At 67.1% G+C, this 25682-nt stretch carries 22 protein-coding genes and 1 pseudogene; 15 read left to right on the top strand and 8 right to left on the bottom strand.

The features are described from left to right. Positions 1-570 precede the first annotated feature (570 nt). On the bottom strand, positions 571-1470 hold the full coding sequence (locus DIE21_RS07495) for a DMT family transporter (RefSeq protein ID WP_124497080.1): 900 nt from the start codon (positions 1468-1470) through the stop codon (positions 571-573). A 57-nt stretch (positions 1471-1527) separates the two neighbouring features. Between DIE21_RS07495 and DIE21_RS07490 the strand changes: the two genes are divergently transcribed. The 4 genes from DIE21_RS07490 (at position 1528) to DIE21_RS07475 (ending at position 4478) form a co-directional block, all read left to right on the top strand. Beyond that, positions 1528-2508 carry a LysR substrate-binding domain-containing protein gene (locus DIE21_RS07490; protein ID WP_124497079.1) on the top strand — a complete coding sequence of 327 codons (981 nt, stop codon included), beginning with the start codon at positions 1528-1530 and terminating at the stop codon, positions 2506-2508. A gap of 162 nt (positions 2509-2670) precedes the next feature. Continuing rightward, entirely contained in the window at positions 2671-3330 is a 660-nt protein-coding gene (locus DIE21_RS07485; RefSeq protein WP_124497078.1) for a nitroreductase, read from the top strand. A gap of 33 nt (positions 3331-3363) precedes the next feature. Next, positions 3364-3831 (top strand): sodium:proline symporter, encoded by a 468-nt coding sequence (locus DIE21_RS07480; protein WP_124497077.1) that lies wholly within the window; start codon positions 3364-3366, stop codon positions 3829-3831. Between the two features lie 155 nt (positions 3832-3986). Next, positions 3987-4478, top strand: coding sequence for a hypothetical protein (locus tag DIE21_RS07475; RefSeq protein WP_124497076.1), 492 nt, complete (start codon positions 3987-3989; stop codon positions 4476-4478). Between the two features lie 155 nt (positions 4479-4633). On the opposite strand, the gene DIE21_RS07470 is transcribed toward DIE21_RS07475, so the two are convergent. Continuing rightward, positions 4634-5941 carry an MFS transporter gene (locus tag DIE21_RS07470; RefSeq protein ID WP_124497075.1) on the bottom strand — a complete coding sequence of 436 codons (1308 nt, stop codon included), beginning with the start codon at positions 5939-5941 and terminating at the stop codon, positions 4634-4636. Positions 5942-6645: 704 nt separating this feature from the next. Between DIE21_RS07470 and DIE21_RS07465 the strand changes: the two are divergent. After that, a pseudogene (locus DIE21_RS07465) lies at positions 6646-6885 on the top strand (ArsB/NhaD family transporter); the annotation flags it as partial. Positions 6886-6923: 38 nt separating this feature from the next. Here the strand turns inward: DIE21_RS07465 and DIE21_RS07460 are convergent. Next, positions 6924-9029, bottom strand: a complete 2106-nt coding sequence (locus DIE21_RS07460) for a TonB-dependent siderophore receptor (protein WP_124497074.1) — start codon at positions 9027-9029, stop codon at positions 6924-6926. A 400-nt stretch (positions 9030-9429) separates the two neighbouring features. Here DIE21_RS07460 and DIE21_RS07455 point away from each other — a divergent pair, with 400 nt between their 5' ends. The 9 genes from DIE21_RS07455 (at position 9430) to DIE21_RS07415 (ending at position 18507) form a co-directional block, all read left to right on the top strand. Beyond that, entirely contained in the window at positions 9430-11010 is a 1581-nt protein-coding gene (locus DIE21_RS07455; protein ID WP_124497073.1) for an acetolactate synthase large subunit, read from the top strand. Between the two features lie 49 nt (positions 11011-11059). Next, on the top strand, positions 11060-11872 hold the full coding sequence (locus tag DIE21_RS07450; protein WP_124497072.1) for an SDR family NAD(P)-dependent oxidoreductase: 813 nt from the start codon (positions 11060-11062) through the stop codon (positions 11870-11872). A gap of 15 nt (positions 11873-11887) precedes the next feature. Next, positions 11888-12925 carry a VPS10 domain-containing protein gene (locus DIE21_RS07445; RefSeq protein ID WP_124497071.1) on the top strand — a complete coding sequence of 346 codons (1038 nt, stop codon included), beginning with the start codon at positions 11888-11890 and terminating at the stop codon, positions 12923-12925. 12 nt (positions 12926-12937) lie between these two features. After that, on the top strand, positions 12938-13453 hold the full coding sequence (locus tag DIE21_RS07440) for a VOC family protein (protein WP_124497070.1): 516 nt from the start codon (positions 12938-12940) through the stop codon (positions 13451-13453). 51 nt (positions 13454-13504) lie between these two features. Then, positions 13505-14110, top strand: a complete 606-nt coding sequence (locus DIE21_RS07435; protein ID WP_124497069.1) for an amino acid synthesis family protein — start codon at positions 13505-13507, stop codon at positions 14108-14110. 25 nt (positions 14111-14135) lie between these two features. After that, positions 14136-15014 (top strand): alpha/beta fold hydrolase, encoded by an 879-nt coding sequence (locus DIE21_RS07430; RefSeq protein ID WP_185642736.1) that lies wholly within the window; start codon positions 14136-14138, stop codon positions 15012-15014. A gap of 3 nt (positions 15015-15017) precedes the next feature. Next, positions 15018-16649, top strand: coding sequence for a bifunctional 3-(3-hydroxy-phenyl)propionate/3-hydroxycinnamic acid hydroxylase (locus tag DIE21_RS07425; RefSeq protein ID WP_124497067.1), 1632 nt, complete (start codon positions 15018-15020; stop codon positions 16647-16649). Continuing rightward, positions 16639-16971 (top strand): NIPSNAP family protein, encoded by a 333-nt coding sequence (locus DIE21_RS07420; protein ID WP_124497066.1) that lies wholly within the window; start codon positions 16639-16641, stop codon positions 16969-16971. Before DIE21_RS07425 ends, DIE21_RS07420 begins: the two co-directional genes overlap by 11 nt. An 84-nt stretch (positions 16972-17055) precedes the next feature. Continuing rightward, positions 17056-18507, top strand: a complete 1452-nt coding sequence (locus DIE21_RS07415) for an NAD-dependent succinate-semialdehyde dehydrogenase (protein WP_185642735.1) — start codon at positions 17056-17058, stop codon at positions 18505-18507. Between the two features lie 54 nt (positions 18508-18561). Here DIE21_RS07415 and DIE21_RS07410 read toward each other — a convergent pair whose 3' ends face one another. Further along, positions 18562-19290: an IclR family transcriptional regulator gene (locus DIE21_RS07410; protein ID WP_124497064.1), complete on the bottom strand. Its 729-nt coding sequence runs from the start codon at positions 19288-19290 to the stop codon at positions 18562-18564. 311 nt (positions 19291-19601) lie between these two features. Between DIE21_RS07410 and DIE21_RS07405 the strand changes: the two genes are divergently transcribed. Next, a complete protein-coding gene (locus DIE21_RS07405) occupies positions 19602-20657 on the top strand; it encodes a porin (RefSeq protein WP_124497063.1) in 1056 nt (351 codons plus the stop codon). 61 nt (positions 20658-20718) lie between these two features. Here the strand turns inward: DIE21_RS07405 and DIE21_RS07400 are convergent, their stop codons facing one another. The 4 genes from DIE21_RS07400 to DIE21_RS07385 all read right to left on the bottom strand — a co-directional run bounded on the left by DIE21_RS07400 (position 20719) and on the right by DIE21_RS07385 (position 25640). After that, positions 20719-21867 carry a porin gene (locus DIE21_RS07400; RefSeq protein WP_124497062.1) on the bottom strand — a complete coding sequence of 383 codons (1149 nt, stop codon included), beginning with the start codon at positions 21865-21867 and terminating at the stop codon, positions 20719-20721. Positions 21868-22060: 193 nt separating this feature from the next. After that, complete coding sequence (locus DIE21_RS07395; protein WP_124497061.1) at positions 22061-22624, bottom strand: cytochrome b; 564 nt, start codon at positions 22622-22624, stop codon at positions 22061-22063. Between the two features lie 150 nt (positions 22625-22774). Then, positions 22775-24139 (bottom strand): aspartate aminotransferase family protein, encoded by a 1365-nt coding sequence (locus DIE21_RS07390; RefSeq protein ID WP_124497060.1) that lies wholly within the window; start codon positions 24137-24139, stop codon positions 22775-22777. A 55-nt stretch (positions 24140-24194) separates the two neighbouring features. Next, the gene (locus DIE21_RS07385; RefSeq protein WP_124497059.1) at positions 24195-25640 is read right to left on the bottom strand and encodes an aldehyde dehydrogenase; all 1446 of its coding nucleotides are present in this window, start codon (positions 25638-25640) and stop codon (positions 24195-24197) included. Between the last annotated feature and the right edge of the window lie 42 nt (positions 25641-25682).

The following is a 25682-nucleotide window of genomic DNA, read 5'->3' as shown; positions in this document are numbered from 1 at the left end:
CCGGACGAGTCTTCGTGACCCGTGAGGGTTTGCATGCCGCCGGGCAGTCGATGTCGATGAACGACGCCGGCGCCACGCAGTGCCCGGGCGAGCCGACGATTTCGTCTGACCAAATGAAATCCGTATGAATATATCCGAACGCATGTGCGCTCGCTTCTGCGAATTGCGCAATCCTGCGCAAATGTGAGGCGATCGCGCGGCTGTTTCGTCGGCCTGCCGTGCGAGGGTGTGGCCGTCTCGCGCCATCGAATGTTCCGATTATTCGGCTTGGCCGATACCGATGGCCATGAACAGTGCGATGCAATCAATCACGAACTGTTCGGTCGATTTGTCTGCACACTTTTTGGCGCTGCTCGGGAATGCGCAATCGCGCTCATCGCAAGGCCGCGCCGAGGCCGCCATCTGGTTGATGCAACTAACGGTCAAGCCTGATGGCGTTGACGAATTGGTATCGACTCACACGAGCAGCGCATGTATTTCGCTTCGCAGATGACGGGGCCAGGCTTGACCGGACTGCTGCCGGCTCCCAGTTCGCTTGAACCGGTCCTGCCGTTCGACGAAGCCGAGAGCCTACGTCCGTCCGCGCAAGGCCACGAAGATCACGCCTGCGACCGCCAGCAGGCCGCCGCACAGCGTCTCGATGCCGGGCCGCTCGCCCGTCAGCGCCATCGACAGCACGGTCGCGACCGCCGGTGTCAGGTAGAGGAAATTGGCGGCGCGCGCCGTGCCGAAGTAGCCGAGTGCGAAGGTCCAGGTTGCGTAACCCAGCGCGGCGGGAAAGACGCCGAGCACCAGGACGGCGAGCGCCGTGTCGTGTGACGCGCCGCCGCCGAGCGACACGAGCGCGCCGGGCAACCACGGCGTGAGCAGCAGCGCACCGGCCAGCAGCGTATACGCGGCGCAGGGCAGCGCGCCGTACACGGGAATCAGCCGCCGCTGCAGCACGAAATAGCTGGCCGAACACAGTGCCGCGCCGAGGATCAGCGTGCTTCCGGAGCCGAGGACGAGGCCGCCCGGCTGGCCGTGCGCGATCACGGCGATGCCGGCCAGGCTGACCAGCGAACCGAGCCATCCCCAGCGATTGAAGTGTTCGCGCAGAAACACAGCGGCCAGCAGCGCCGTGAAGATCGGCAGCGTGTTCACGATGAAGCTCGCCGCGCCGGCCGACACGGTTTGCTCGCCGGTATTGAGCAGCGCGTTGTAGAGTGCGATGCCGAGAAAGCCGCAGACGAGAAAGCGCAACGCGTCGCCTTTGGCCGGCATTCGAGGCCGCCGCCACGCGAGCCATGCGATCACGAGCACCGCCGCGGTCGCGAAGCGTGCGGCCGCGAGTTGCAGCGGGGCCAGCCCGTGCAGGCCGATCCGGATGAACGGGAAGGCGGAGGCCCACGAGACGATCGTGAACGCCACCGCGCCGGCCGCGACGAGCGGCAGTCGCGCGCCGCGCGACGAGGAGGAAAGCGTATTCATGCGGCAATGGTGCGGCGTGGCGAGATGTTAAGCTAGCGCACAGATCAACCTGCGGATATGACCATGGCTCACAGCTCGGTGCGACGCCGGGCCGATGGCTCGGCGCACACTCGGCAGCGTGTGGCGGACGCGCTGCCGGCCGTCATGTCGGCACCCGGCCCGCGGCCGCCGCTGGCGAGCCTGGAGACCGTCTGCACGGTGGCGCGTCAGGGTTCGTTTCTGGCGGCCGCCGACGTCTCCGGCGTCACGCACGGCGCGATCAGCCGGCGCGTGGCGGCCGTCGAGAACTGGTTGGGCATGGCGTTGTTCGAACGTCATGCGCGCGGCGTGCGGTTGACGCCGGACGGCCAGCGCTTCGTCGGCCGGATCGAACATGCGTTCGCCATCATCGACGGCGCGGCCGATCAGTGGCGCACGCCGCGCACGCCGCGACTGGTCAGAATGAGCGTGGTGCCGGCGTTCGCGCAGCTCTGGCTGCTCGAGCGCCAGCATGCGCTGGAGAGCGAAGCGCCGGCGTTGCGCATCGAACTCGGCATCGAGCTTCGCAATGTGGATATCGCCGCCGGCGAAGCGGATCTGTCGATCCGGTACGGGCGCGGCAACTGGCGTCAGCTCGAGACCCGCGCGTTCATGCCGGAGACGCTCTATCCGGTCGCGCATCCGCGGCTGGCCACGCAGCTGGCCGCGCTGCGCCGTCGAAACGGTGACGCCGCGCTGCTCGAGATGCCGCTCCTGCACGACTCCGACGTGACCGGCTGGCGTACCTGGTTCGACGCGCTCGGCATTCCGTTCAAGCCGCGCGCGCAGGATCGCCGTTTCGAGGACTACAACCTGGTGCTCGCGGCGGCCGAAGCGGGGCTCGGCGTGGCGTTGGCGCGGATGCCGCTCGCGGATGCGTATTTCAAGCGCAGCGCGCTCGTCCGCGTGAGCCGGCATGAGGTCGACTCGCTGCTCAGGTATCACTTCGTGCATGCGAAGGGCGAGAATCGTCCGGAGGTGCTCGCGCTGATGGAGCGGATGCGGGCCGCGCTGGGATAGGCGGCAGCGGCGTCGAGGGGCGCGACGAAGGCGGCGCGGATGCTGCCGCCGCTCGACCCGGGATACCGGATCGTCGACAATGCGACCGCGGAAAATCGCGGGATCCGATAGATAAACGAGAATCGAACGTGTTGAACCGTTCGAATGCAGAGGGAATGAGGAATGAATAGACCTGACAAGTCGTCGAAAGCGCGTGCGGCGCTCGACCAGCTGTTTTCGGGCATGGCGCCCGCGGACGCGCAGCAGCGCGCGTCGCGCCCGGGCAATCCGTTCGAGGCGGCAGGCGACCCCGCCGGCGCCGACGGCCGCGTCGAAGTCACGCTGTCGACCAGAATCCAGTTGCGCGGCTATCCGGGCGCGGATGCGTTCATGAAGCGCATGGCCGAAGCCTGGGGTCTGACGTGGGGCCCGTACGACGCCGTGCGGGCGACGGCGACGCTGCCGTCCGGCTGGCGCTCGCGCCGGCTGCCGGAAGTCACGCAGATCGTCGACGAGCGCGACGTGCTGCGTGCGGAAAGCAGCCTGCAGGGCGGCGAGATGTCGTATCTGAAAGTGCATCCGCGCTACTACATCGATGCGCGCAAGGGGTTCGGCTGGCGCAAGTCGTCGAAGGCGTCCGACGATCCGGATCTCGACGGCCCCGACTGGAACTGCTACGTGATGGATCGGGAGAAGTCCGTCGAAGTGCACGAGCTGACGACGTCGTCGTCGAAAGCCGACATGGACGATGCGCGCGCGACGTTGCTGAAATGGCTCGACGAGCACTATCCGAAGCATCGCGATCCGTTCGCGTACTGGACGGACTGCGAACGTCCGTTGTAAGGCCGCACGGCGCGCGGCCATCGCGGAGGGCAATTGAAACACAACGGTCCCGTCCCGATTCTCTGGGCAGCGTTCGGCGCGGCGGTCAGCTCGACCGTCATCGAGCTGCTGCTCTGGCCGATCGTCGGCGAGGATGCGATCCACAACCTGCTTCGCGACGCACGCCTCACGGCCGCCATCGTGATGGGGCAGTCCGTGCTCGGCCCGTCCGCGGGGTTCGATCCGGCGATCATGGGCGTGGCGACGCTGGTGCATGCCGCGCTGTCGCTCGCCTATGCGGCCGTGCTGGCGATGGTGGTCCGCCACCTGTCGGCCGGCGCCGCGCTGCTCGCCGGCGGCGTGTTCGGACTCGTTCTCTACGGCATCAACCTGCACGCGTTCACCGCGATCTTTCCGTGGTTCGTTCCGGTGCGCGGCGCGATCACGCTGCTCGCCCATCTGGTCTTCGGGGTGACCGCGGCGGGCGTCTACTGCATCGTCCGGCGCCCGCCGCGAGCATGATCGCCCGCGGTTGCCGCGTCGCGCTTGCGCATCACGACCCCTGGAATAATCCGGCGTGCCCTGTCGTTTAATGGTCGGGTGACCCTATACGAAGCCGGGCGCCGTCCGTGACGCCAAGGGTCGAGTGGCCGGGGGCAATCATGCAGGAGCCGATCATGTACAACTTGTTTCGGTTCGGGATGGGCATCGTCTGTCTCGGGTGTTCGGTATGCGTCCTGGCGCAAACGTACGACGACTCGTCGGAAGACGGCGCTCGCTGCCGTGCGGTCGTCGCGCAAGCGGAAATCGACGGCACGGAACAGCAGATCGTCGGGCGGGCGTGCCGGCAGAGCGACGGCACCTGGCAGATGGTGTCAAGCCCGGACGGCAGCATCGTGTGGTATCCGGATACCGCCTATCCGTACACCGACCCGTGGTACTGGGGGCCGGCGGTGTTCGTCGGCACGGGCGTGAGTTTCGTCTTCATCGACCGCTTCCATCATCGCCATCACTTCGACCACTTCGGTCATTTCGGTCACTTCGGTCACTTCGGTCACTTCGACGGGGGGATGCGCGGCCGAGTCGGCGTTCCGATGGGGGCGGGCTTTCATCGTGGCCCGGCCTTCGTCGGCGGCGGCCACGGATTCGGCGGCATGCGGCGGCATTGAGCCGCCGTATGTTCGCGTTCAGACCAGCATGCTTGCGGCGTAGTGCTGCTGGCTGGTATGAACCGGCCTTTGGCGCATACCCTTGCGACGTTGCCTGAATGTCGCATGGCGGCGAATCACAATCCGGTCAGCGGCTCCACCGTCGAGACCTTTCGCTAGGTGGCATGACTGGGCGAAACCGTGGCGGCGCGCGCGGGTACCAGGCGTACCAGGAGAAGCATCCCCATCAACAGCAGGCTCGCCACCACCGAGAGGGCGACATACGGCGTGCCATAGCGGCTTGTGAGCATGCCCATCAGTCCCGAGCCGAACGCGCCGCCGAGCGATCCCAACGCGCTGATCATTGCGATGCCGGCCGGCGCGCTACGCTTGTCGAGCTGCGCGGACGGAATCGTCCAGAACAGGATCGGCACCGTGAACATGGATAGCTGCGCAATGCCAACCAGCACGACGGTGGCACGGATATCGCCTGCCGCGATCCGTAGCAGCAACAGGCACAGCGCGGTGGCAAGGAAGCAACCGGCCAGATGCCAGCGTCGCTCCAGGCAGCGATCGGAACTGTACGCAATCAGCACGTTGCCAGCCATGGTGAATGCGGAGATCAAGCCAGACAGCGAGCCGATGGTTGCAATACTGGAGACGCCGGCCGCCTTCAGGATGGTGGGCGTCCAGAACGTGACGGTGCTCAGGCCCAGATGAACGCTGAAGTAGACGACGGTCAATCCGATCACGCGCCTGTCGAACAGGATCGAAAGCAACGTTGCCCGGCCCGCTGGAACCACCGCCTTGTCGTGCGTGGCCTGGAGATCGCGCGCGAGCATTTCTCGTTCTGTATTGGAAAGCCAGGTCACGCCTTCAGGACGATCGCTCAACAGGAATGGCGCGAGTACCCCAAGTGCAATTGCCGGCAGGCCCTCGAGCAGGAACAGCCACTGCCATCCGCGGAGCCCCCAGCTGCCTTGCATCTGGTTCATGATCCAGCCCGATAGCGGGCCGCCGGTGATACCGGCGATTGGCACGGCGAGCAGAAGGATGCTGTTGACGCGCGCACGCACGGCATCGGGGAACCAGTACGAGAGATACAACATCAAGCCTGGAAAAAATCCGGCCTCTGCCGCCCCCAGCAGGAAGCGCACGAAGTAAAGCGACGCTGCGCCGCTCACGAACATCTGCGCAACCGTACACAAACCCCACAGCACCATGATCCGCAGCAGCGTCCGCTTCGCGCCAATGCGTGCGAGCAACAGATTGCTAGGCAGCTCGAACGCGGCATAGCTCACGTAGAACACGCCCGTCGCGACACCAAAGACAGTCTCGCTCAAACCGAGATCCGTCAGGAACTGCAGCTTGGCGAAGCTGATGTTCACCCGGTCGACGAAGTTCAGGACGTAACACAGAAACAGGAACGGCAAGATGCGCAGCGCGATCTTTTGGTAGAGCCGTGAGGACCGAAACAGGGACATTGACATTCCTCTTCGTCGGGGCTGGATAACGACTCGATCCTTGCCGTGCGCGCGCCAGTTGGCACAGTGAGCGGATCTCGGGGCACACATCCGTCAGAGTCGTCGACCGCAACGGCAGGCGCCGGCACGACGGAAATGGTCTATTGGACCGACGCACACAAACCCGTACGGTTTGCTGCCATCACGCTTGATCCTGCGGCAAATTTTAGGTCGACGACGAGGCATCATGCTCTCGGTGTTTTCCATTAAATCCCGTAATTTGGAATTTAGCGTAAGTAATTTGGCCAAATATTTAGACGAAATATAGTGAAAATTCCGCCATGAGGAATGGTTGTGTAATGGAGTTGCAAGGCGCGCCATCGCGCGACGGCGCGTCGTTTGACGGTAGACGGCGCCCGGATGCAGGATCGCGGCGCAACTGCGACCTGCCATGTTTGATTGGTTCGGGAAGCAGCCTGCCTCGCGCGCGACGCGGCGGGCCGCCTGCAATGAGCGCCTTCGTTCGCGAGTACGCCGTCCAGGTCCCGCGAGTCGCGGCCGAGCAGCACCTCGAAACGCATGACGCGCACGAGCGGTATGCCAGCGAGGGCTCGGTCACTGGCGCCGCACTCGTGCTCGAGTGCCTGCGCACCGTGCAGGTGCGCCAGGGGCACCTGCGGCGAAGACGCCTGACACACGATGCCCGGAGTCAGGCGTTTCTGTTCTTGCCCGCCGGACTGATCGCGAGTTCGACGATCGGTGCCGCGCAAAGCCCGCACGCGGTGATCGACGCGATGCTCATCGGCGTCGACCTGGGCCCGAATCTGCCCGTCACCGGATCGCTCGCAACGATTCTGTGGCTCGCCGCGATCCGGCGCGAAGGGTAGCGGATCGGCTTCGGGGAATTTCTCGCGGTCGGTGCATGCGTGATGTTGCCGGCCTTGCTGCTCGCGCTCGTCGCCTGACGCGTGACGCATGACCCACGTCAGGCGACCGATTCGACCTAGAACGAATAGGCCAGCGACGCGAACAGGCTGCGCGGCGCGCCCGGCGTGACCCACAGGCTGTTGTACGAGCTGACGTAGGTCGTGCGGTTGAACAGGTTGTTCAGGACGACTGACGCACGCAGGTGCTTGTCGACCTGCACGTAGCCGTTGAGCTGCACGGTCGCGTAGGCGGGCAGCGCGAAGCCGTCCTGCGTGTTCGCGGTGTTGCCGGCGCGGCGGCCGACATAGATCACGCCCGTGCCGACACCGGCCTTGTCCGCGAACGGCAGCGCGGTTTCGTACATCAGCAGCGCACTGCCGCTCAGACGCGGTATGTCGACGAGCCGCGCGCCGGGCGTCAGCACCGTATCGCGCGTGATTTCGGCGTCGACGTACGCGAGGTTGACGATACCGCGCAGGCCGTGGCCCAGGTCGCCGTTCCATTCGAATTCGACGCCGCGGCTACGCACTTCGCCGGCCGCGCGCGAAAAGCCGGCATTCGCCGGATCGGCGGTCAGCACGTTGCGCTTGTTGACGTGGAACGCCGCGATGGTGGCGAGCCAGCGCGTGCCGGCCCATTTCGCGCCGGCTTCATAGCCATGCCCCTTCTCCGGGTCGAACGCGCGGCCGTCGGCATCGGCGCCGTTGTTCGGCCGGAACGAGTACGCCGTGTTCGCATACAGCGACAGCGCGGGGCTCATTTCGTACACGACGCCGAGGCGCGGGCTCACCGCCGTCTGCAGCTGGCTGGTCGTCACGCCTTTCAGGCGATTCTCGACCGACTGGTGGAAGCGATCCCAGCGCAGCCCGGCGAGGACTTTCCAGTGCGGCCCGAACGCCAGCGTGTCCTGCGCGTAGAGGCCTTGCCCGTCGTCGCGCTCGAGCAGGTTGGTCGCGGTGCGCGGCGCGGGCGCCGGCTGGCCGTAGACCGGAGCGAAGATGTCGATCGCGTACGGCGCGGCGGCGGTCGGCGTCGAGCGCGCAACGAACTGGTCGTAGTTGAAGCGATACGCATCGACGCCCATCACGAGCGTGTGGCCGATGCCGCCGGTGCGGAACTTGCCGGTCGTCTCGAGCCGGCCTTGCAGGTCGTTCGAGTGAAACGCGACCTGCCGATAGCGGCGCCACAGCGTGCGGCCGTCCGGCTGCAGCGCGAACGCTTCGGACGAGCGTCCGGACAGGTCGGTGTCGCGCTGAGCGAAGCCGGCGTTGATCGACCAGCGGGCATCGATGCGATGCTCGAGCGTGAACTGGTGGCCCGTGTTGCGCACGTCGTAGTCGCCGTCGCGCGGCTCGCCGAGGAAGCGCGATGCCGGAATCGCGCCGAGCTGGCCGTTGACCGCCACCACGCCGCGATCGAGCGGCGCGCGCTGGCGCACGCTCTCGAACTCGTAGTGGAGCGTCGTGTCCGCGCCGATGTCCCACGTGAACGAGGGGGCGAACAGGTAGCGTTTGCTCGACACCGTATCGCGGAAACTGCCGTTGTTCTCGTTCATCGCGACGAAGCGGTATGCGAGCGATTTCGTGACGGGCCCGGTCGAATCGAGCGTCTGGCGCAACGCGCCGTAGCTGCCGGCCGACACGCCGACGGTGTTCGAGCGCGCGAACTGCGGCTGTTTCGTCGTGTAGCTGATGAGCCCGCCCGGATCGCCGCGGCCGTACAGCGCGGACGCGGGCCCCTTGAGCACTTCCATGCGCTCGAGGTTGGCGGTGTCGCGCGGGACGCTGATCCCGCGATTCCACGAGAAGCCGTTGACGAGGTAGTCGGTGCCCGATGTGTTGCCGTCACCGGCGAAGCCGCGCACCGCGTAGTTGTCCCAGAGGCCGCCGAAGTTGTTCTGCCGCGCGACGCCGGCGACCCAGTCGTACAGGTCTTCGCCGCGCGTCGCGGCGACGGTCTGGGCCAGTTTCGCGTCGACGCTGCTGACCGCGAACGGGATCTCCATCACGTCTGTCTCGGTGCGTGTCGCGCTCGTCGATTCGGGCGCGCGAAACGGGGCGGTCGCGCGTTGCCCCGAGACCTCGATGGCGGGCAGCGACAACTCCTGCGCATCGGCGGCGCTCAGGCCGGCCGTGCCGACGACGATGGCCATCGGTGCGGCCGCCCAGTTCTTCCTGCTCATACCCCGTCCCTTGATGTGGTTGGCGTTCGGGCACGGCGGACCGTCTCGCGCCGGCATTTGTGTTCCAAACAGTACATTCGCGCCGAAATTTAATGGAAATGAGAGGCATTTGCAATCGTAAGTTGATGGCCCGCGTGCAATACGAAGCGCCCGGCAACGGCGCGGCGGTCGCCGGCGCTTGTTCGACCGTCCTGATCATCAAATTCCGAATGGCGGGAATCTGGTTAAGCATGGATGACGCGTGGCGAACTGGAGATTGGTGGTTTTTCCCGTAAATGCCCGGAATTGATGGGGTAAACGTGGACCGCGCCGGGGCGGTGTCAGCGTCTTTGTTGTTTGACAAATCCCGTATGTCGGGATTAAAGTAAAAGCCATCTCATTCAAACCGTCGAGCTGCCGCATGAACATCCCACAGTTGGAGATCGATACCGGAACACGAAGCGGAGCGAGCGTCGTGCTCGAGACGGCGCGTGATGCGGGCGTCGACGTCTGTTTTGCCAATCCCGGCACCACCGAGATGCCGTTCGTCGGCGCGCTCGACACCGTGGCGGGGGTGCGCTCGATCCTCGGCCTGTTCGAGGGGGTCTGCACCGGCGCCGCGGACGGCTATGGCCGCATGGCCGGCAAGCCGGCGATGACGCTGCTGCATCTCGGGCCGGGGCACGCAAACGGCATCGCCAACCTGCACAACGCGCGCCGCGCCCGCACGCCGATCCTGAACATCGTCGGCGATCACACGCGCGACCATCTGAAGTACGACGCACCGCTCACGTCGGACATCGAGTCGCTCGCCCGCCCCGTGTCGGTGTGGTACCGCAGCGTCGCGCGCGACACGGATCTCGCGACGGATACGGCCGATGCGATCTCGGCCGCGACGGGCGCGCAGCGCGGCGTCGCGACGCTCGTGCTGCCGGTCGATCTCCAGTCGGCCCAGATGCGCGAGGCGGCGTCGCCCGCCGTCGTTCGCCCGGCCGAGGTGTCGTTCGATCCTGCGCAGGTCGAGCGGGTCGCGGATCTGCTGCTCAGCGGCCATCGCGCCGTGCTGCTGATGGGCGGTCGCGCGCTGTCGGCCCGCGGGCAGCGCGCGGCGGCGCGCATCGCGGCGGCGACCGGCGCGACCTGCTTCAGCGAGACCTTTCCGGCGCGCGCCGAGCGCGGCGGCGGCCTGCCGGACATCGACCGCCTGCCTTACTTTCCCGAGCCGGCGCTGGCCGCGCTGGCCTGCCGGCGCGTGGTGCTGGCGGGCGCGCTCGCGCCCGTCACCTACTTCGGCTACGAAGGCATTCCGGGTGAACTCGCGCGGCCTGAGGACATCGTGACGCTGGCCGCGCCGGGCGACGCGGCCGACGACGCGCTCGAAGCGTTGGCGGACCGCATTGGCGCGCCAGGGAACGCCGACGGCGTGCCAGTCGAGCGCTGGCAAGTGGAAGAGGGGCCGCTGACCCCGCAGGCCGTCGGCCGCGTGCTGGCGAATGCCTTGCCCGACGACGCGATCGTGTCGATCGAGGGCGGCACGTGCGGCTATCCGTTCGTGACCGCGTCGGCACGCGCACGTCGCCACACGATCCTCACGAATACGGGCGGCGCGATCGGCCAGGGTTTGCCGGTGGCGCTCGGCGCCGCCGTCGCGTGCCCGGAACGCCGCGTGTTCGCGCTGCAGTCCGACGGCAGCGCGCAGTACACGATCCAGGCGCTGTGGACGATGGCGCGCGAGCGTTTGCCGATCGTGATGCTGATCGCGTCGAACCGGCGCTACGGCATCCTGCAGACCGAACTCGCGCGCAGCGGCTTGCCGGCCGACACGCCGCACGCCAGCCGCCTGACGCTGCTGGACGATCCGCCGATCGACTGGCTCGCGCTGTCGCGCGGCTACGGCGTGCCGGCCGAGCGTGCGAGCACGGCGCAAGCGCTGATACAGGCGCTCGACGACGCGCTCGCGCATGCCGACGGGCCGAGGCTCATCGAAATGTGCCTGTCCTGATCGCGCAATCCGCATTCCCCTTCAATCCCGACTCTCACCTTTCATCGCTATGGATCTGCAACTCCACGGAAAAGCCGCGTTCATCACCGGCGGCAGCATGGGCATCGGCAAGGCCGTCGCGCTCGAGCTGGCCCGCGAAGGCGTCAACGTCACGATCGCCGCGCGACGCATGGCACACCTCGAAGCGGCCGCCGCCGAGATTCGCGCGGAACTCGCGCCGCTGGGCGACACGGCGGGTGCCATCCTGCCCGTCACGGTGGACACGACCGACATGGCGTCCGTCGAAACGGCGATGGCCGCGAGCGTCGAGCGCTTCGGCCGGCTGGACATCCTGCTGAACGGCGCCGCGCATCCGGGCGGCCTGGTGCGGGCGGAACTGGAAAACGCCGACCCGCAGGGGCTGCTCCAGGACATCGACATCAAGGTGGTCGGCTACCTGCGTTGCGCGAAGGCGGCCGCACCCTACATGCGGCGCAACGGCTTCGGCCGGATCGTCAATATCGGCGGCCTGACGGGCCGCGGCAGCAAGCAGCTGTCCGGCATGCGCAACGTGGCGATCGTGCACCTGACCAAGACGCTGTCCGACCAGCTCGGCCCGTTCGGCATTACGGTCAACACGATTCACCCTGGCGTTGTCGAGACGCCGCACATCCACGAACTCTACGAGAAAGAGGCGCAGAAGCAGGGGCTCACGGCCGCGGAGGTCGAGGCGAACTATGTCAAGGTCACGCCGATCCGGCGCGTGCTGCAGCCCGAGGAAATGGGGTGGATCGTCGCGTTTCTCGCGTCGCCGAAATCCGGCTCGATCACCGGCGAGTCGATCGGCTGCGACGGCGGGCTCACACGCGGCATTTTTCTCTGACACAAGGAGCATTTCATGACCGCAACCGTACTGGTCGCCACGGCCGGCCAAGGCATCCTGCGCTCGAACGACGACGGCAAGACCTGGCATCGCCTCGGGCTCACCGAGCCGATCGAGTTCGACGGCATCGTGCGCGCGCTCGCGGTGGATTCCGCGACGCCGTCGCGCGTCTATGCCGGCGCCGATGCCGGGCTATGCATCAGCGAGGATGGCGGCGCGCACTGGTTTCGGCCCGAGAACCTGCTGAACGGGCAGACGGTCTGGTCCATCGCGATCGATCCGTCGAATCCCGCGGTGCTCTATGCGGGCACCGGCGCCCCGTCGCGCGCCGCGCTGTACAAGTCGAGCGACGCGGGCCTGACGTGGGAGAGAACGGCGCCCGAGTTCCCCGAGTTTTGCGCGGGCGTCAATCGCCCGCGGCTGCTGACCATCTGCGTGGATCCGGACGACGGCCGCAACGTCTGGTATGGCGTGGAGGAGGGCGGCGCGTGGCGCAGCCGCGATGCCGGGGCGAGCTGGACGCGCGTGGACGGCCCCGGCACGGCGATCCGCAACAGCGACATTCATGCGATCGCCGTGCTGTCCGCCACGGCGGAGCGGCCCAAGACGACGGTGCTGCTGACGGTGAACGCGGTGCATGTGAGCGAGGACGATGGCCAGACCTGGGACGGCAAGCTGTCGCGCGATCGTTTCGACGGGTTGTACTACACACGCACGGTCGTGCAGTTGCCGAAGCCGGACGGCGACCTGCTGATGGCGATCGGCGACGGCACGCCGGGCACCCGAAGCCGCATCTATCGCTCGACCGATCGCGGCTACGCGTGGCACGAGACGGATCTGCAGGTGCCGCCGAATTCCACCTTCTGGGCGTTCGGCGTCCATCCGGCCCGGCCGGAACTCGTCTATGCGGGCACCAAGTACGGGCACCTGTTCTGCTCGCGCGACGGCGGCCGGAACTGGACCAAGGCATGGCGCGATTTCAGCGAGATCACGGCCGTCGCGTGGACGCCGTTCGAGGCGCCGCTCGTCGCCCACGCGCAGTCCACCCATTGAGCGGAGCGAACGATGACACCGTCCGACATCCAGCGACACGCCGAGCACGCGAACGCGAGCGGGCTGCCGCTGCCGACGCCGTGCGTCCAGCGCACCCACCTGTCGCTGTTCGTGCGTGACCCGGTGCGCTCGAGCACCTGGTACGCCGAGGTGCTTGGCATGACGGAAACCGCGCGCGGCGAGCAATGGGTGTTCATGTCCTTCGGCCAGAAGCACCATGACATCGCGCTGATTCGCGCGGCGTCCGACGCGGAGCTCGGCACGATCGGCCTGCAGCACTACGGGCTCGAGATCGCCGGCGGCCTGACCGAGCTGCGTCGCCTGTACGGCATGCTGATCCGCCGCAACGTGCCGATCGTCAAGATCACCGATCACAAGGTCGGGATCGGCGTGTATTTCCCGGATCCGGACGGCAACCGCCTCGAATTCTTCTGCGAAACCGTCACGGACGACGAAGAGGGCAAGCGCGTGCTGCACCGGTACAACGCACCGAGCGATCCCGTGCAGCTCGAGCCGCTGTTCGACTGACGCGCCGGTCCTTCATTTCCGCATAACCGAACATTTTATAGAGGATTCCTGATGAGCAAGATCGCCAATTTCGAAGGCTTTCATATCCGCAAGTGGTACACGCAGATCGAGGATTCGCTCGCGAACGAATCCGGCCAGCTCGCGGATGGCGAGCCGTTGCGCAAGATCGTGATCGCCGCGGCCGTTCACAACCCGTATGCGGGGCGCTTCAGCGAAAACCTCGACGACCTCGTGCGCCCGTCGCCCGCGCTCGGCAAGGAGTTCGCGCGGCGCATCGAGTCGCTGGCCGCGGGCCGCGCGATCGAGAGCTATGGCAAGGCTTGCCTGGTCGGCTCGGCCGGCGAGTACGAACACGGCAACGCGTTCCTGACGTCGATCTTCGCGGAGCCGATCCGTGCGGCGCTGGGCGGCGGGAAGTCGTGGGTGCCGTCGAGCGGCAAGCGCGGCCCGGTCAACACGGTGATCGACGTGCCGCTCGCGCACAAGGATGCGCTCTATGTGCGCTCGCACTACGACACGGTGACGTGCCTGTTCCCCGATGCGCCCAACGACGACGAAGTGCTGGTGATCTTCGCATTCGCGACGCGCGGCCGCCTGCATGCACGGCTCGGCGGGCTGAAGGCGAGCGAGATCGTCGGTCGCGACGGTCTGGTCTGAGCGGATGCGGGCCGGGGAGCACATGATGAATACGGCATCCGTCAAGGATGGGTGGGTCGACAGCGATGGGCTGCGGCTGCACTACGTGAGCTGGGGGCGCGACGATGCGCCGGCCGTGGTGATGCTGCACGGCTTGCGCAGTTACGCGCATACGTGGGAGCCCGTCGCCGATGCGCTGGTCGACCGCTACCGGGTCGTCGCGCTCGATCAGCGCGGACGCGGACGGAGCGACTGGGATCCGCGGCGGGACTATTACGCGGCGGCCTACGTGCGCGATCTCGACGCATTGGTGCGCGCGCTCGGCCTGCAACGATTCGTGCTGGTCGGGCATTCGATGGGCGGGGCCAATGCGTTCGTCTACGCAGCGGCGCAACCGGAACGGCTCGCCGGTCTCGTGATCGAGGACATGGGCCCGGGCGCGTCGGCCGGTTCGCCGGGCTCGGCGCGCATCAAGCGTGAGCTGAGGGAAACGCCGGCCGCGTTCGCGTCGTGGGGCGATGCGCGCGCATTCTGGCGACGCCAGCGGCCGAACATCACGGAAACCGCGCTCGATTCGCGCATCGCGCACTCGCTGAAAGAGGCCGGGCAAGGGCGGATCGTATGGCGTCACGACGCCGACGGGATTGCGGCGGCGCGGCTGGCCGCGACGCCGGAGCAACTCGTCCATCTGTGGCCGCCGATCCTCAACCTGCACGTGCCGACGCTGTTGTTGCGCGGCGGCGATTCAGATTTCCTGTCCGCGGACGTGGCGGCCGAAATGACGGCCGCCAACGCGGGAATCGAGCGGATCGATATTCCCGGTGCGACGCATTACGTCCATGACGATCAGCCGGCCGCGTTCAATCATGCATTGCGTACCTGGCTCGATCGTCTGGACGATCCGGCGTGGCGGGCGGGAGTCTGACGAATGAAAATGAACCATGCGAACCGGACGTCGGTCGCGATCGTCGGCGCGGGACCGAACGGTGCGGCGATGGCGAACCTGCTCGGCCTCTATGGCGTCGCGACGGTGGTCATCGAGAAGGCGCCGCAGATCGTCGAGTTTCCGCGCGCGGTCGGCATCGACGACGAGGCGCTGCGGCTGTTCCAGACTGCGGGCCTCGCCGACGAACTGAGCCGCGACATCATCCAGAACGTGCCGCTGCGCATGTTCAAGGCGAACGGCGAATGCTTCGCCGACATCCGCCCGTCGATGCGCGAGTTCGGCTGGTGGCGGCGCAACATCTTCATGCAGCAACTGGCCGAGCGAACGCTGCGCGACGGGCTGGCACGCTATCCGCACGTCTCGCTGCGGACCGGCGACGAAGTGGTCGGTATCGACCAGGACGACGAAGGCGCCACGCTGCAGGTGCGCCGTGCCGACGGGCAGCACTACGCGCTCGAGGCTGACTACGTGGTGGCGGCCGACGGCGGCCGCAGCCCGATGCGCGAGTGGCTGGGCGTCAAGCTGGCCGGCGCCACCCATCCGATGAAGTGGGTCGTGGTCGACGTGAAGAACGCCGGGCTCGACCAGCCGTGCACGGCGCTGAACTGCGACCCGCGGCGCCCGAACGTCTGTATCTATCTGCCGTTCAATTTCCGGCGCTGGGAGTTTCTCGTGTTCCCGCACGAGGACGAGGAGGCGATCGCGAAACCGGAATCGATACGCGCGCTGATCGCGCCGTACGTCGACGATGTCGACCGCCTCGAGATCGTACGCGCCCGGACCTACACGCACCATTCGCGCGTGGCCGAAAGGTTCGTCGTCGGCCGCGTGGCGCTCGTCGGCGATGCGGCGCACCTGACGCCGCCATGGGTCGGGCAGGGCCTGAATGCGGGGTTGCGCGACGTGGGCAATCTGGCGTGGAAGCTGGCGGGCGTGGTCAACGGCGCATTGCATCCCGACGTGATCCGCACCTACGAATCGGAGCGGCGCGATCACGCGAAGGCGATGATCGACCTGGCGGACACGTTCGGCGCGATGCTGATGCCGACCAACCGGCTCGTCGCCTTCCTGCGCGATCGTTTCCTCGGGCTCGTGCGGTATGCGCCGGGCCTGAAGGACTACATCGTGCAGATGCGTTTCAAGCCGATGCCGAGCTACACGCGGGGCGTCGTGCTGCCGGGGGCGCCGGACACCGCGGTCGGCAGGATGATCGCGCAGCCCGACGTCGAGACGGCCGACGGCATGCGCCGCAAGCTCGACGACGTGCTGGGCCCGTGGTTCGCGATCGTCGGCTGGCAGTGCGATCCGCAGGCATGCCTGAGCGACGACGATCGCGCGTACTGGGCGGCGCTGGGCGCGACATTCGTTCAGGTCAACCGTTCGCGCAGCGGCACCGGCCGCGCGCGGCGGGTGACCAGTGCTCACGGCAGCACGTGCGTCGAGGACGTCGACAACGCACTGGCTGACTGGTTCGACCGGCATGCCGGCCCGCTCGTGGTGGTGCGCCCCGATCGCTACGTGGCGGCGCAGACGGATGCGGTGGGGATGGCCCGCGTGACCGCGGCCTTTCAGGCGTTCGCGCCGCGACAACGGGAGGAAGCCCATGTTTGTTGAGCAACGCACCTATACGCTGGTGCCGGGTGGCGTCGCCGAATATCTGCGCCTGTACGCGGAGTGCGGGCGCACGGCGCAGGAGCAGGCGCTCGGCACGATGGTCGGCTGTTTTGCGACGGAAGTCGGGCCGCTGAACCAGCTCGTCTATCTGTGGGCATTCGATTCGCTGGACGATCGCGCCCGGCGTCGCGCCGTGCTGATGGCCGATCCCGCGTTCAGGACGTTTCGCGGCAAGGTCCGGCATCTGCTCGTCAGGCAGGAAAACCAGATTCTCCGGCAGGAAATCGGCGGCCTGTTGCGTGCGCCGAGCCAGGCCGCGTGATGCGATCGTCGCGCCGTCCGCGCCCATCGTGCAGTCTCTACCGAGGTACCCGTCTTGATTCCGTATACACCGCTGACTTCGCGCATGACGCCTGACGCGCAACGCGATTACGCTCCGCTCCATCTGTATGTCGATGGCCGGTTCCTGCAGGCCGACGGCCGGCGCACGCAGCCTGTGCTCGATCCGGGAACCGGCCGCGTGCTCGGCGAACTGCCGCATGCGACACCGGACGATATCGACGCCGCGGTGCACGCCGCGCATCGCGCGTTCGCGGCGTGGCGGCGCGAGTCGCCGCTCGTGCGCTCGGACATCCTGCGCCGCGCCGCTGCGCTCGTGCGCGAGCGCGCCGCGACCATCGGCCGCCACATCACGATGGACCAGGGCAAGCCGCTTCGCGAGGCGATCGCCGAGGTCATGTCGTCCGCCGAACAGCTCGAATGGCATGCGGAGGAGGGGCGTCGCACCTACGGCCGCGTCGTACCGTCGCGTTCTCCCGACGTCGCGCAGACGGTATTGCGGGAACCGATCGGCGTGTGCGCGGCGTTCTCGCCGTGGAATTTCCCGTTCAGCCAGGCGATGCACAAGATCGCGGCCGCGCTTGCGTCAGGGTGCACGCTGGTGTTGAAAGGGCCCGAGGAATCGCCGAGCGCGATCGTCGCGCTCGCCCGCATCTTTCACGATGCCGGATTGCCCGCGGGCTGCCTGAACATCGTCTGGGGCGTGCCGGGCGACGTGTCGACGCAACTGATCGAGTCGCCGCTGGTGCGCAAGATTTCGTTCACCGGTTCGGTGCCGGTCGGCAAGCAACTGGCCGCGCTCGCCGCGTCGCACATGAAGCGCATGACCATGGAACTGGGCGGGCACGCGCCGGTGCTCGTCTGCGCGGATGCGGACATCGAGCGCGCCGCGACGATGCTGGCGGCGTACAAGTTTCGCAATGCCGGGCAGGTCTGCGTGTCGCCGACGCGGTTTTTCGTACAACGCCCGGTGTTCGAACGATTCGTCGCCACGTATCTCGACGCGGTTGGCAGGATTCGCGTCGGCCACGGACTGGAAGAGGGAACCACGATGGGGCCGCTTGCCCACGAGCGACGCGTGTCCGAGATCGGCGCCTTCGTTGCCGACGCAAAGGCGAAAGGGGCGGATATTGCCGCGGGCGGGACGGTCCTGCCGGGGCCGGGGCACTATTTCGCGCCAACGGTCGTGCTGGGCCCGGCGCGCGACACGCGCCTGATGAACGAAGAGCCGTTCGGCCCGATCGTGGGAATCGTGCCGTTCGACGCGCTCGACGACGCGCTCGCCGAGGCCAACCGCTTGCCGTTCGGCCTCGCGTCGTATGCGTTCACGGATTCGGCGCGCAACGCGCACCGGATCGGCCGCTTGCTGGAAGCCGGCATGGTCAACATCAATCACTTCGGGATGGGGCCCGCGGAGATCCCGTTCGGCGGCGTGAAGGACAGCGGTTTCGGGAGCGAGGGAGGAACGGAGACGTTCGACGGCTACCTGGTCACCAAATTCATCACGCAGATGAATTGACGGCGCGCACCTCGACGATCACGCGTGGCGCCGCGCGCGATGCCGTGCGAATGCTCAGGTGGCTGCGCCGATCCGTGCGGTGGCGTCGATCAGGAGTTTGCCGAGCACATGCTCGTCGAACAGCGCGAAGTGCTCGGCGCGAAAGACCAGCGACAGGCTGCTGTTGATTTCGCCGCTGCTGGCGGTGCGAATCGGCGCGGCGATGCCGACGAACCCTTCGTCGAGCTCGCCGCGTGAGATCCAGTATCCCGCGTCGGCGATCTGCTGGCAGACGCGCCAGAACTGCGTCCAGTCGGCCGCGAACGCGCCGAGCTCGGCGTTGTGCCGTTCGTGCAGGCGTTTCAGGCGCGCGCGCGACATCGCGGCCACGATCACTTTCGACGACGCACCGAGGAACAGCGGCATGATGCGGCCGCGGCCGAAGCCCAGTTGCAGGTTCTCCGCGCCGGTTTCGTGCATGACGTTGATGATCTGCTCGTCGAACAGCGTCGACACGAGCGCATCGCCGCCGGTGACCTGAACCAGCTTCTGGATGATGGGTTTTGCGGCAGTGAGCGTCGGGTCCGACTGCCGCATGTTGTAGTCGAGATGGATGATGCGCGGGCCCAGCGTGTAGCGGCCGTTGCTGCCGACGAGCAGGCCGACGGAGGCCAGTTCCTTCACGTAGCGGTAACACGTGGTTCGCGAAAAACCCATGTGTTCGGCGATCTCTTCGGCCGTCATCGATGTCGCGGACGAAGAGAAGACGTCGAGGATGGACAGCATTTTGGTGAGGCTCGACATGACGTGACCCGGGATTCAGACGGCTTGCGGCAATGGAACGGGAAGGGCGAATTCGGTTCGGGCTGCCGGGCTGCGGCATGGAATGCGGCACCGGTGGCGACAGGGCCGTAGTCTAACTTAAGTCGCTCAGGCGGCAACCGGAGCCGCGTGAGCGATTGTGCATGGAGCAGGCCAGCCTGCGGCACGGGACGGTCTCCGTAAATTGATACGTATTCCTATTTTAATCGACGATGTCATGCCGGATCAACGCCGCTACCTTGCCGGTCGGTTCATGGGCGCGTTGACCGGAAAAATTTGATGAGGAGAAGCAGATGAAAGCGTTGTTCCGGATGGTGGCATTGTGCGGTTGCGGCGCCGTTGCGCCGACGTTCGCACAATCGAGCGTGACGCTCTACGGTACGCTGGACACGGGCGTCACGTATACGAGCGACGTGGCGTCCGCCCCGCGCGGCGGGCGTCAGCTCGCGTTGCAGGCGGGCGTATCGCGCAACGACGTGTGGGGCCTGACGGGCAGGGAGGATTTCGGCGGTGCCAACTTCGCCGTGTTCCGGCTCGAAAGCCAGTTCCAGACGTCGGACGGTACGCTGACCGTGCCGGGCTCCGCGTTCAGTTCGCAAGCATACGTCGGGCTGGGCGGCGACTGGGGCACCGTGACGCTCGGGCGCCAGTTCGATTTCGTCGGCGATCTCATGCCGGCCTTCGCGGTTGGCGCGAACACGCCGGCCGGCCTGCTCGCCTGGGGGTTGCCGGTGAATGCATCGGCAGGCGGCGCGCTCGACAACCGCGTGTGGGGCGTCCAGGTGAACAATGCGGTGAAGTACGTGAGTCCGACGTTCGGCGGTATCGCGTTTGGCGGCATGTGGGGCTTCGGCAACGTGCCCGGCACGGTCGCGCGCAGCAGTGTGCAGAGCGCGATGCTGTCCTACACGCAGGGCGCGTTCAGCGCCGCGCTTGCCTATTTCGGCCAGCATGACGTGACCGCCGGCGGCAATCTTCGCAACTTCTCGGGCGGGGCCGGCTACAACTTCGACCGGTTTCGCGTCTTCGGCATGGTGTCGGACGTGCGGATCAGCGCCGCCGCGCTGCTACGTGCCACGACCTACGACGCCGGGCTGACCTATGCGGTCACGCCGTCGTTGCAACTGGGCGGCGGTTTCCAGTTCCAGCAGCGCGGCGGCGACGTCGGCTCGGCCAATCAGGTCACGCTGAGCGCCGATTATTCGCTGTCGAAGCGTACCGGCCTGTATGCGGTGTTCGCACGGGGGCACGATAGCGCTTACGGCGCCCAGGTCGAGGCCGCGCTCGGCGGCGCGGCGGCCGGCTCGACGCAGACCGCGGTTCGCGTCGGGGTGCGGCATCAGTTCTGACAGCCCGGAGCGGCACGGGCTGCCGCGTCGGCCGCGCGCGCCCGTTCGCCGCCCGCCGGGTTCAGAAGCGATGCATCATCCCCACGCGCAGGGCCAGCTGGTTGCGGCCGGACGACTGCCCGGCGGTGCCGAGCACGTGTGCGTAGTCGAAGTCGGTGCCGGTGTTGCCGGTCGCATGCTGGTACGCACCCTGGATGTACGTCGAGGTCCGCTTGCTGAGGTCGTAGTCGAGCATCATCGATACCTGGTGCCAGTTCGGCGATGCATCGCCCGCCGCCGTCGCGACATGCGCGCGCGTGTAGGTATACGCAGCGCCGAGCCAGACGTCCGGCCGGAAGAAATACTGGCCGTTGACCTCGAAGTTGTCGAATTTCCACGCGTTCTGCGAGCCGGCTGCCGGCTGGTTCGCGAAGTAGAGATTCGACTCGGGGTTGTATACGTCGACGTGCGAATACGCGGCGGACAGCGTCAGCTTGTCGCTGAACTTGTACGACGCGCCGGCATCGATGTTCTGCTGCGCGCGGCCGCTGAAGACCGTATCGTCGCTCGACAACGCGCCGCCCGCGGTCGCGCCGCCGTTGTTGGCCTTCAGGTACGCGATGGCCGCGGAGAACGCGCCCATCTGGTACTGCACCGCGGCACTGTAGACCCGGTTCCGGGCAAAGCCGCCCGCCTGGTTCGCGAGGCCGTAGAGCACCTCGCCCTTGAAGCCGGCGTACGCGGGCGACACGTACTTGACGCTGTTCTGGATGCGGTAGTCCCAGTCGGCATTGTCGTTGTCGTACGGGTGGGCGCCGAAGTCACCGAGCCAGTTGCCGGTGGCCGTGAACGGGCTCCACATGTCGAGCGTGGGATCATACTGGCGGCCGAACGTGAGCGTGCCGAACCGGTCGGAATCGAGCCCGACGTAAGCCTGCCTGCCGAACATCCGCGACGTCACGCCGAGCGCCCCCGTGCTCGCGTTGAAACCGTTCTCGAGCTGGAAGAGTGCCCTCAGTCCGCCGCCGAGGTCTTCCGTGCCTTTCAGCCCCCAGTTGCTGCCGACGGTGTCCCCGCTGACCATCTGGTAGGCCTTGCTGCCGCCCGCGTTGCTCGTGAAATTGACGCCTTCGTCGATCAATCCATAGAGCGTCACGGTACTCTGCGCGTGTGCCGTCAGGCCGAATCCCATGGCGCCGGCGGTCGAAACGACCGCAATCATCTTCTTCATCGTCGATCTCCAGGTGAGTGCCGGTATGGCGAGGCGGTACCGTTCCCGATGGCGTGCCGGTGCGCCGGACGCCCGGGGTGGCCCGCTTATAGTTAGTAAGACGAAATATATGGATCGAAAGAGACCGGGCGCCGCGATCGGGCGGCCCGGGTGCTGGACGTTGCCGGGATCCCGGCAACGTGTCGGTGCGGCGTTACAGCATGCGCCGCAGTACGTCGTTTTCGCGGTTCGGGTCGAAGAACCGGTGTTTCAGCGCGGCGAGAACATGCAGCACGACGAGCGCGAGCAGCGTGTAGGCCAGTGTCCGGTGCAGCCACTGGAATGCCTCGAACCAGTGGTCGTTCTTCGGCAGCAGCTCGGGCACGCGGAAGAAGAAGAACGGCACGCCGTCGCTCTGCGTAAACGTGCTCGACATCGAATAGCCCATCAGCGGCACGATGATCGCGAGCGCATACAGCAGGTAATGCCCGATCCTGGCGAGCGTGCGGTCCAGCTTCGGCAGGCTCGACGGCAGCGGCGGCAACGGCTTCATCGAGCGAATCGCCAGCTGCGTCACGACCACCAGCAGCGTAAGCACGCCGAACTCCTTGTGGGTCGGGTAGTACCAGTCGAACTTGGCCGGCAGGTTGTCGTCGAGCCGGACCATCGTCCATCCGGTCCAGAGCTGCGCGCCGATCAGGATCGCCCTGACCCAGTGCAGCAGCCGAAGCACGAGCGGATATTTCTCGACCGTGAATGCAATGGCCTGGTTTTCCATTTGACTTGTCTTCCTTGAAAGCGAAATTGCACCGGGCGGGACGCCGATCGTCGACTTCGACGTCCCGCGACGCGCTTCATCGAACCCGGGCCGGAGGGCGATGCGCACGACCCTTCGACGAAAGAGCCGTGCGCCCGGCGGTCCGTGCGGTCAGGCGATCGATCGCGAATCCGCGCAGCACTCCTGCAGCGCCTCGCGCAGCGTCAGCGCGATGAAGTCGGCCTCGTCCTGCAGCAGCGTCAACGGCGGCGACATCACGACCTTGTTGGCGATCGCCCGGACCAGGACCCCGCGCCTGCGCGCGGCGTCGGCCACGCGCGCCGCGAACCCCTTGCCCGGATCGAGCGGGGTGCGGCTGGCCTTGTCGGTCACGAGATCGAGTGCCAGCATCAGCCCTTTGCCGCGAACGTCGCCGACGGTCTCGAAGTCGGCCTTCAGCGGCAGCAGTTGCTCGAGCAGGCGCCGGCCGACCCGTGCCGCATTGCCCGGCAGGTCCTCCGCTTCGACGATGTCGAGCACCGCGAGCGACGCGGCGCACGCGAGCGGATGCCCGCTGTACGTATAGCCGTGCATGATCACGTGCGAGAAGCCTGCGCCATGCTCGATCGCCTGCGCGATGCGCCCGTTGTACAGCGTCGCGCCGAGCGGTACGTAGCCGGCGGAGATGCCTTTGGCGACGCACAGGATATCGGCCGCGACGCCCCATCCGCGGCTGCCGAGCATGCTGCCGGTGCGGCCGAAACCGGTGACCACCTCGTCGGCGATCAGCAGGATGCCGTTCCGGTCGCACACGGCGCGCACGCGCGCCCAGTAGTCGGCGGGCGGGACGATCAGGCCGCCCGCGCCCTGTACCGGCTCCGCGACGAACGCGGCGATGGTCTGCGGGCCATGGAACGCGATCGTTTCCTCGAGCTGCCGGATGCAATGCTCGACGAGTTGCTGCGGATCGTCGCAGTTCCACGGGTTGCGATAGAGCCACGGCGTGTCGAGCAGCACGCAGCCGGGCAGCAGCGGACCGTGATTGTAATGGTAGACGCCGTTGCCGCCGATCGACGTGCCGCCGACGTGCACGCCGTGATAACCGTTGCGCAGCGACAGGAATTTCGTGCGCGACGGCTCGCCTGCGGCGACCCAGTACTGGCGCGCCATCTTGAGCGCGGTCTCGACCGCGTCGGAACCGCCGCTGCCGAACATCACCCGCTGCATGTCCTCCTGCGCGAACATCGCGCACAGGCGGTCGGCCAGGTCGTACACGCGCGGATGGGCGACGCCGTCGAAGGTCTGGTAGTAGGACAGCTCGTCCATCTGGCGAGCGATCGCGGCCTTCACTTCCGGTCGATTGTGGCCGACGTTGACGTTCCAGAGTCCGCCGACGCCGTCGAGCATGCGGTGGCCCTCGACGTCGTACACGTAGTTGCCGTCGCCGCGCTCGATGATCACGGTGGGGGTCGTGTGCCCGGCGGCTGCCGAGCTCATCGGGTGCCAGAATCGCTTTTGTCGCTTTTGATAGTCCATGGTCTTTCTCTCACGAAGTGCTTGAACACATTGCGGCGCCGCGTGCGCCGCGGGATCACAGGGCTGCGCTGATGATCTTTTCCTCGAGGTACGCGTCGAGCGCGGCCTTCGACAGGTCGCGCCCGATCCCGCTCTGCTTGGTGCCGCCCCACGGCAGGCGCGCGTCGATCGGGCTCCAGGCATTGATGGCGACCGCGCCGACGTCGAGCCGCTCGGCGACGCGGTGCGCGGTGCCGACGTCCTGCGTCCAGACCGAAGCGGACAGGCCGAACGGCGTATCGTTGGCGATGCGAATGGCCTCGTCCTCGCTGTCGAACGGCATGACCATGCCGACCGGGCCGAACACTTCGTCGCGGGCGATCCGCATGCCCGGATGCACGCCGCCCAGAATCGTCGGGCGCATGAAGCAGCCGCGCGGCGGCACCTGTTCGTCGCCCGCGAGCATGACCGCACCTTCGGCGAGCGCGCCTTCGACGTGCGCGCGCACGCGCGCGAGGTGACGCGGGTTGATGAGCGCGCCCATCTGCACGCCGGGCTCCGACGGCGGGCCGACGCGGATGGCGCGGGCGGCGTCGGCGAGCCGCGCTTCGAGTGCGCGCGCGATCGAACGATGCGCGAGCACGCGCGAGCCGGCCGCGCACGTCTGCCCCTGATTCGCGAACATGCCGGCCATCAGCGACGGGATCGCACGGTCGAGATCGGCATCCGCGAAGACGATCTGCGCGGCCTTGCCGCCGAGTTCGAGCGTGACGCGCTTGAAGGTCCTGGCCGCGACGCCTGCGATCGCACGACCGACTTCGGTGCTGCCGGTGAAGCTGATCTTGCTCACGAGCGGGTGCGCGACCAGCGCGGCGCCGACTTCCGAACCGACGCCGTGGACGATGTTGACGACACCGGCGGGAAGGCCGGCTTCGCAGACGAGTTCGCCGAGCCGCGACAGCGCGAGCGGCGTGTCCTCGGACGGCTTGATGACCACCGGGCAGCCGGCCGCGAGCGCCGGTGCGAGTTTCCACACGGCGATCATGAGCGGCGCGTTCCACGGGATGATCTGCCCGGCGACGCCGACCGGCGCGCGCCGCGTGTAGTTGAGTGTCGGGCGGCCCATGAAGCCGTCGGTCGGAATCGTGCGGCCCTCGAGCTTGTCGGCCCAGCCGGCGAAGTAGCGCAGCGTGTCGATGCTCATCGGGATGTCCATCATGCGCATCTCGGCAAGCGGGCGGCCTTGTTCGACGGCCAGGCATTCCGCCAGCGCGTCGCGATCGCGCTCGATCAGGTCGGCCAGCCGCAGCAGCCAGCGCGCCCGGGCCGACCCGCCCGCGCGCGCCCATGCGTCGTCGTGCAGCGCGTCGTGTGCGGCGCGCACGGCGCGATCGACGTCTTCGGCGGTCGACGCCGGCACGGCGGCGACGTGGTCGCCGGTCGCCGGCGCCAGCTTTTCGAAGGTACGGCCGGCAGATGCATCGCAATGCCGGCCGCCGATCAGGTTCTGAATTTTCATCATGGTGTCCGTATTTCACAGGGGCGGGCCGTCGGGCCGCGCCGG

Origin of the sequence: Burkholderia sp. Bp9140 (assembly GCF_003853425.1) — a bacterium.
In the GTDB taxonomy this organism is placed as follows: Bacteria; Pseudomonadota; Gammaproteobacteria; order Burkholderiales; family Burkholderiaceae; genus Burkholderia.
The sequence above is the reverse complement of the archived record's forward strand: the minus strand, read 5'-3'. Positions and strand labels throughout refer to the sequence as shown.

Coding starts and splice junctions, on each gene's coding strand:
- DIE21_RS07495 (WP_124497080.1), bottom strand. CDS start 1,470: ATGAATACGCTTTCCTCCTCGTCGCGCGGCGCGCGACTGCCGCTCGTC.
- DIE21_RS07490 (WP_124497079.1), top strand. CDS start 1,528: ATGACCATGGCTCACAGCTCGGTGCGACGCCGGGCCGATGGCTCGGCG.
- DIE21_RS07485 (WP_124497078.1), top strand. CDS start 2,671: ATGAATAGACCTGACAAGTCGTCGAAAGCGCGTGCGGCGCTCGACCAG.
- DIE21_RS07475 (WP_124497076.1), top strand. CDS start 3,987: ATGTACAACTTGTTTCGGTTCGGGATGGGCATCGTCTGTCTCGGGTGT.
- DIE21_RS07470 (WP_124497075.1), bottom strand. CDS start 5,941: ATGTCCCTGTTTCGGTCCTCACGGCTCTACCAAAAGATCGCGCTGCGC.
- DIE21_RS07460 (WP_124497074.1), bottom strand. CDS start 9,029: ATGAGCAGGAAGAACTGGGCGGCCGCACCGATGGCCATCGTCGTCGGC.
- DIE21_RS07455 (WP_124497073.1), top strand. CDS start 9,430: ATGAACATCCCACAGTTGGAGATCGATACCGGAACACGAAGCGGAGCG.
- DIE21_RS07450 (WP_124497072.1), top strand. CDS start 11,060: ATGGATCTGCAACTCCACGGAAAAGCCGCGTTCATCACCGGCGGCAGC.
- DIE21_RS07445 (WP_124497071.1), top strand. CDS start 11,888: ATGACCGCAACCGTACTGGTCGCCACGGCCGGCCAAGGCATCCTGCGC.
- DIE21_RS07440 (WP_124497070.1), top strand. CDS start 12,938: ATGACACCGTCCGACATCCAGCGACACGCCGAGCACGCGAACGCGAGC.
- DIE21_RS07435 (WP_124497069.1), top strand. CDS start 13,505: ATGAGCAAGATCGCCAATTTCGAAGGCTTTCATATCCGCAAGTGGTAC.
- DIE21_RS07430 (WP_185642736.1), top strand. CDS start 14,136: ATGAATACGGCATCCGTCAAGGATGGGTGGGTCGACAGCGATGGGCTG.
- DIE21_RS07425 (WP_124497067.1), top strand. CDS start 15,018: ATGAAAATGAACCATGCGAACCGGACGTCGGTCGCGATCGTCGGCGCG.
- DIE21_RS07420 (WP_124497066.1), top strand. CDS start 16,639: ATGTTTGTTGAGCAACGCACCTATACGCTGGTGCCGGGTGGCGTCGCC.
- DIE21_RS07415 (WP_185642735.1), top strand. CDS start 17,056: ATGACGCCTGACGCGCAACGCGATTACGCTCCGCTCCATCTGTATGTC.
- DIE21_RS07410 (WP_124497064.1), bottom strand. CDS start 19,290: ATGTCGAGCCTCACCAAAATGCTGTCCATCCTCGACGTCTTCTCTTCG.
- DIE21_RS07405 (WP_124497063.1), top strand. CDS start 19,602: ATGAAAGCGTTGTTCCGGATGGTGGCATTGTGCGGTTGCGGCGCCGTT.
- DIE21_RS07400 (WP_124497062.1), bottom strand. CDS start 21,867: ATGAAGAAGATGATTGCGGTCGTTTCGACCGCCGGCGCCATGGGATTC.
- DIE21_RS07395 (WP_124497061.1), bottom strand. CDS start 22,624: ATGGAAAACCAGGCCATTGCATTCACGGTCGAGAAATATCCGCTCGTG.
- DIE21_RS07390 (WP_124497060.1), bottom strand. CDS start 24,139: ATGGACTATCAAAAGCGACAAAAGCGATTCTGGCACCCGATGAGCTCG.
- DIE21_RS07385 (WP_124497059.1), bottom strand. CDS start 25,640: ATGATGAAAATTCAGAACCTGATCGGCGGCCGGCATTGCGATGCATCT.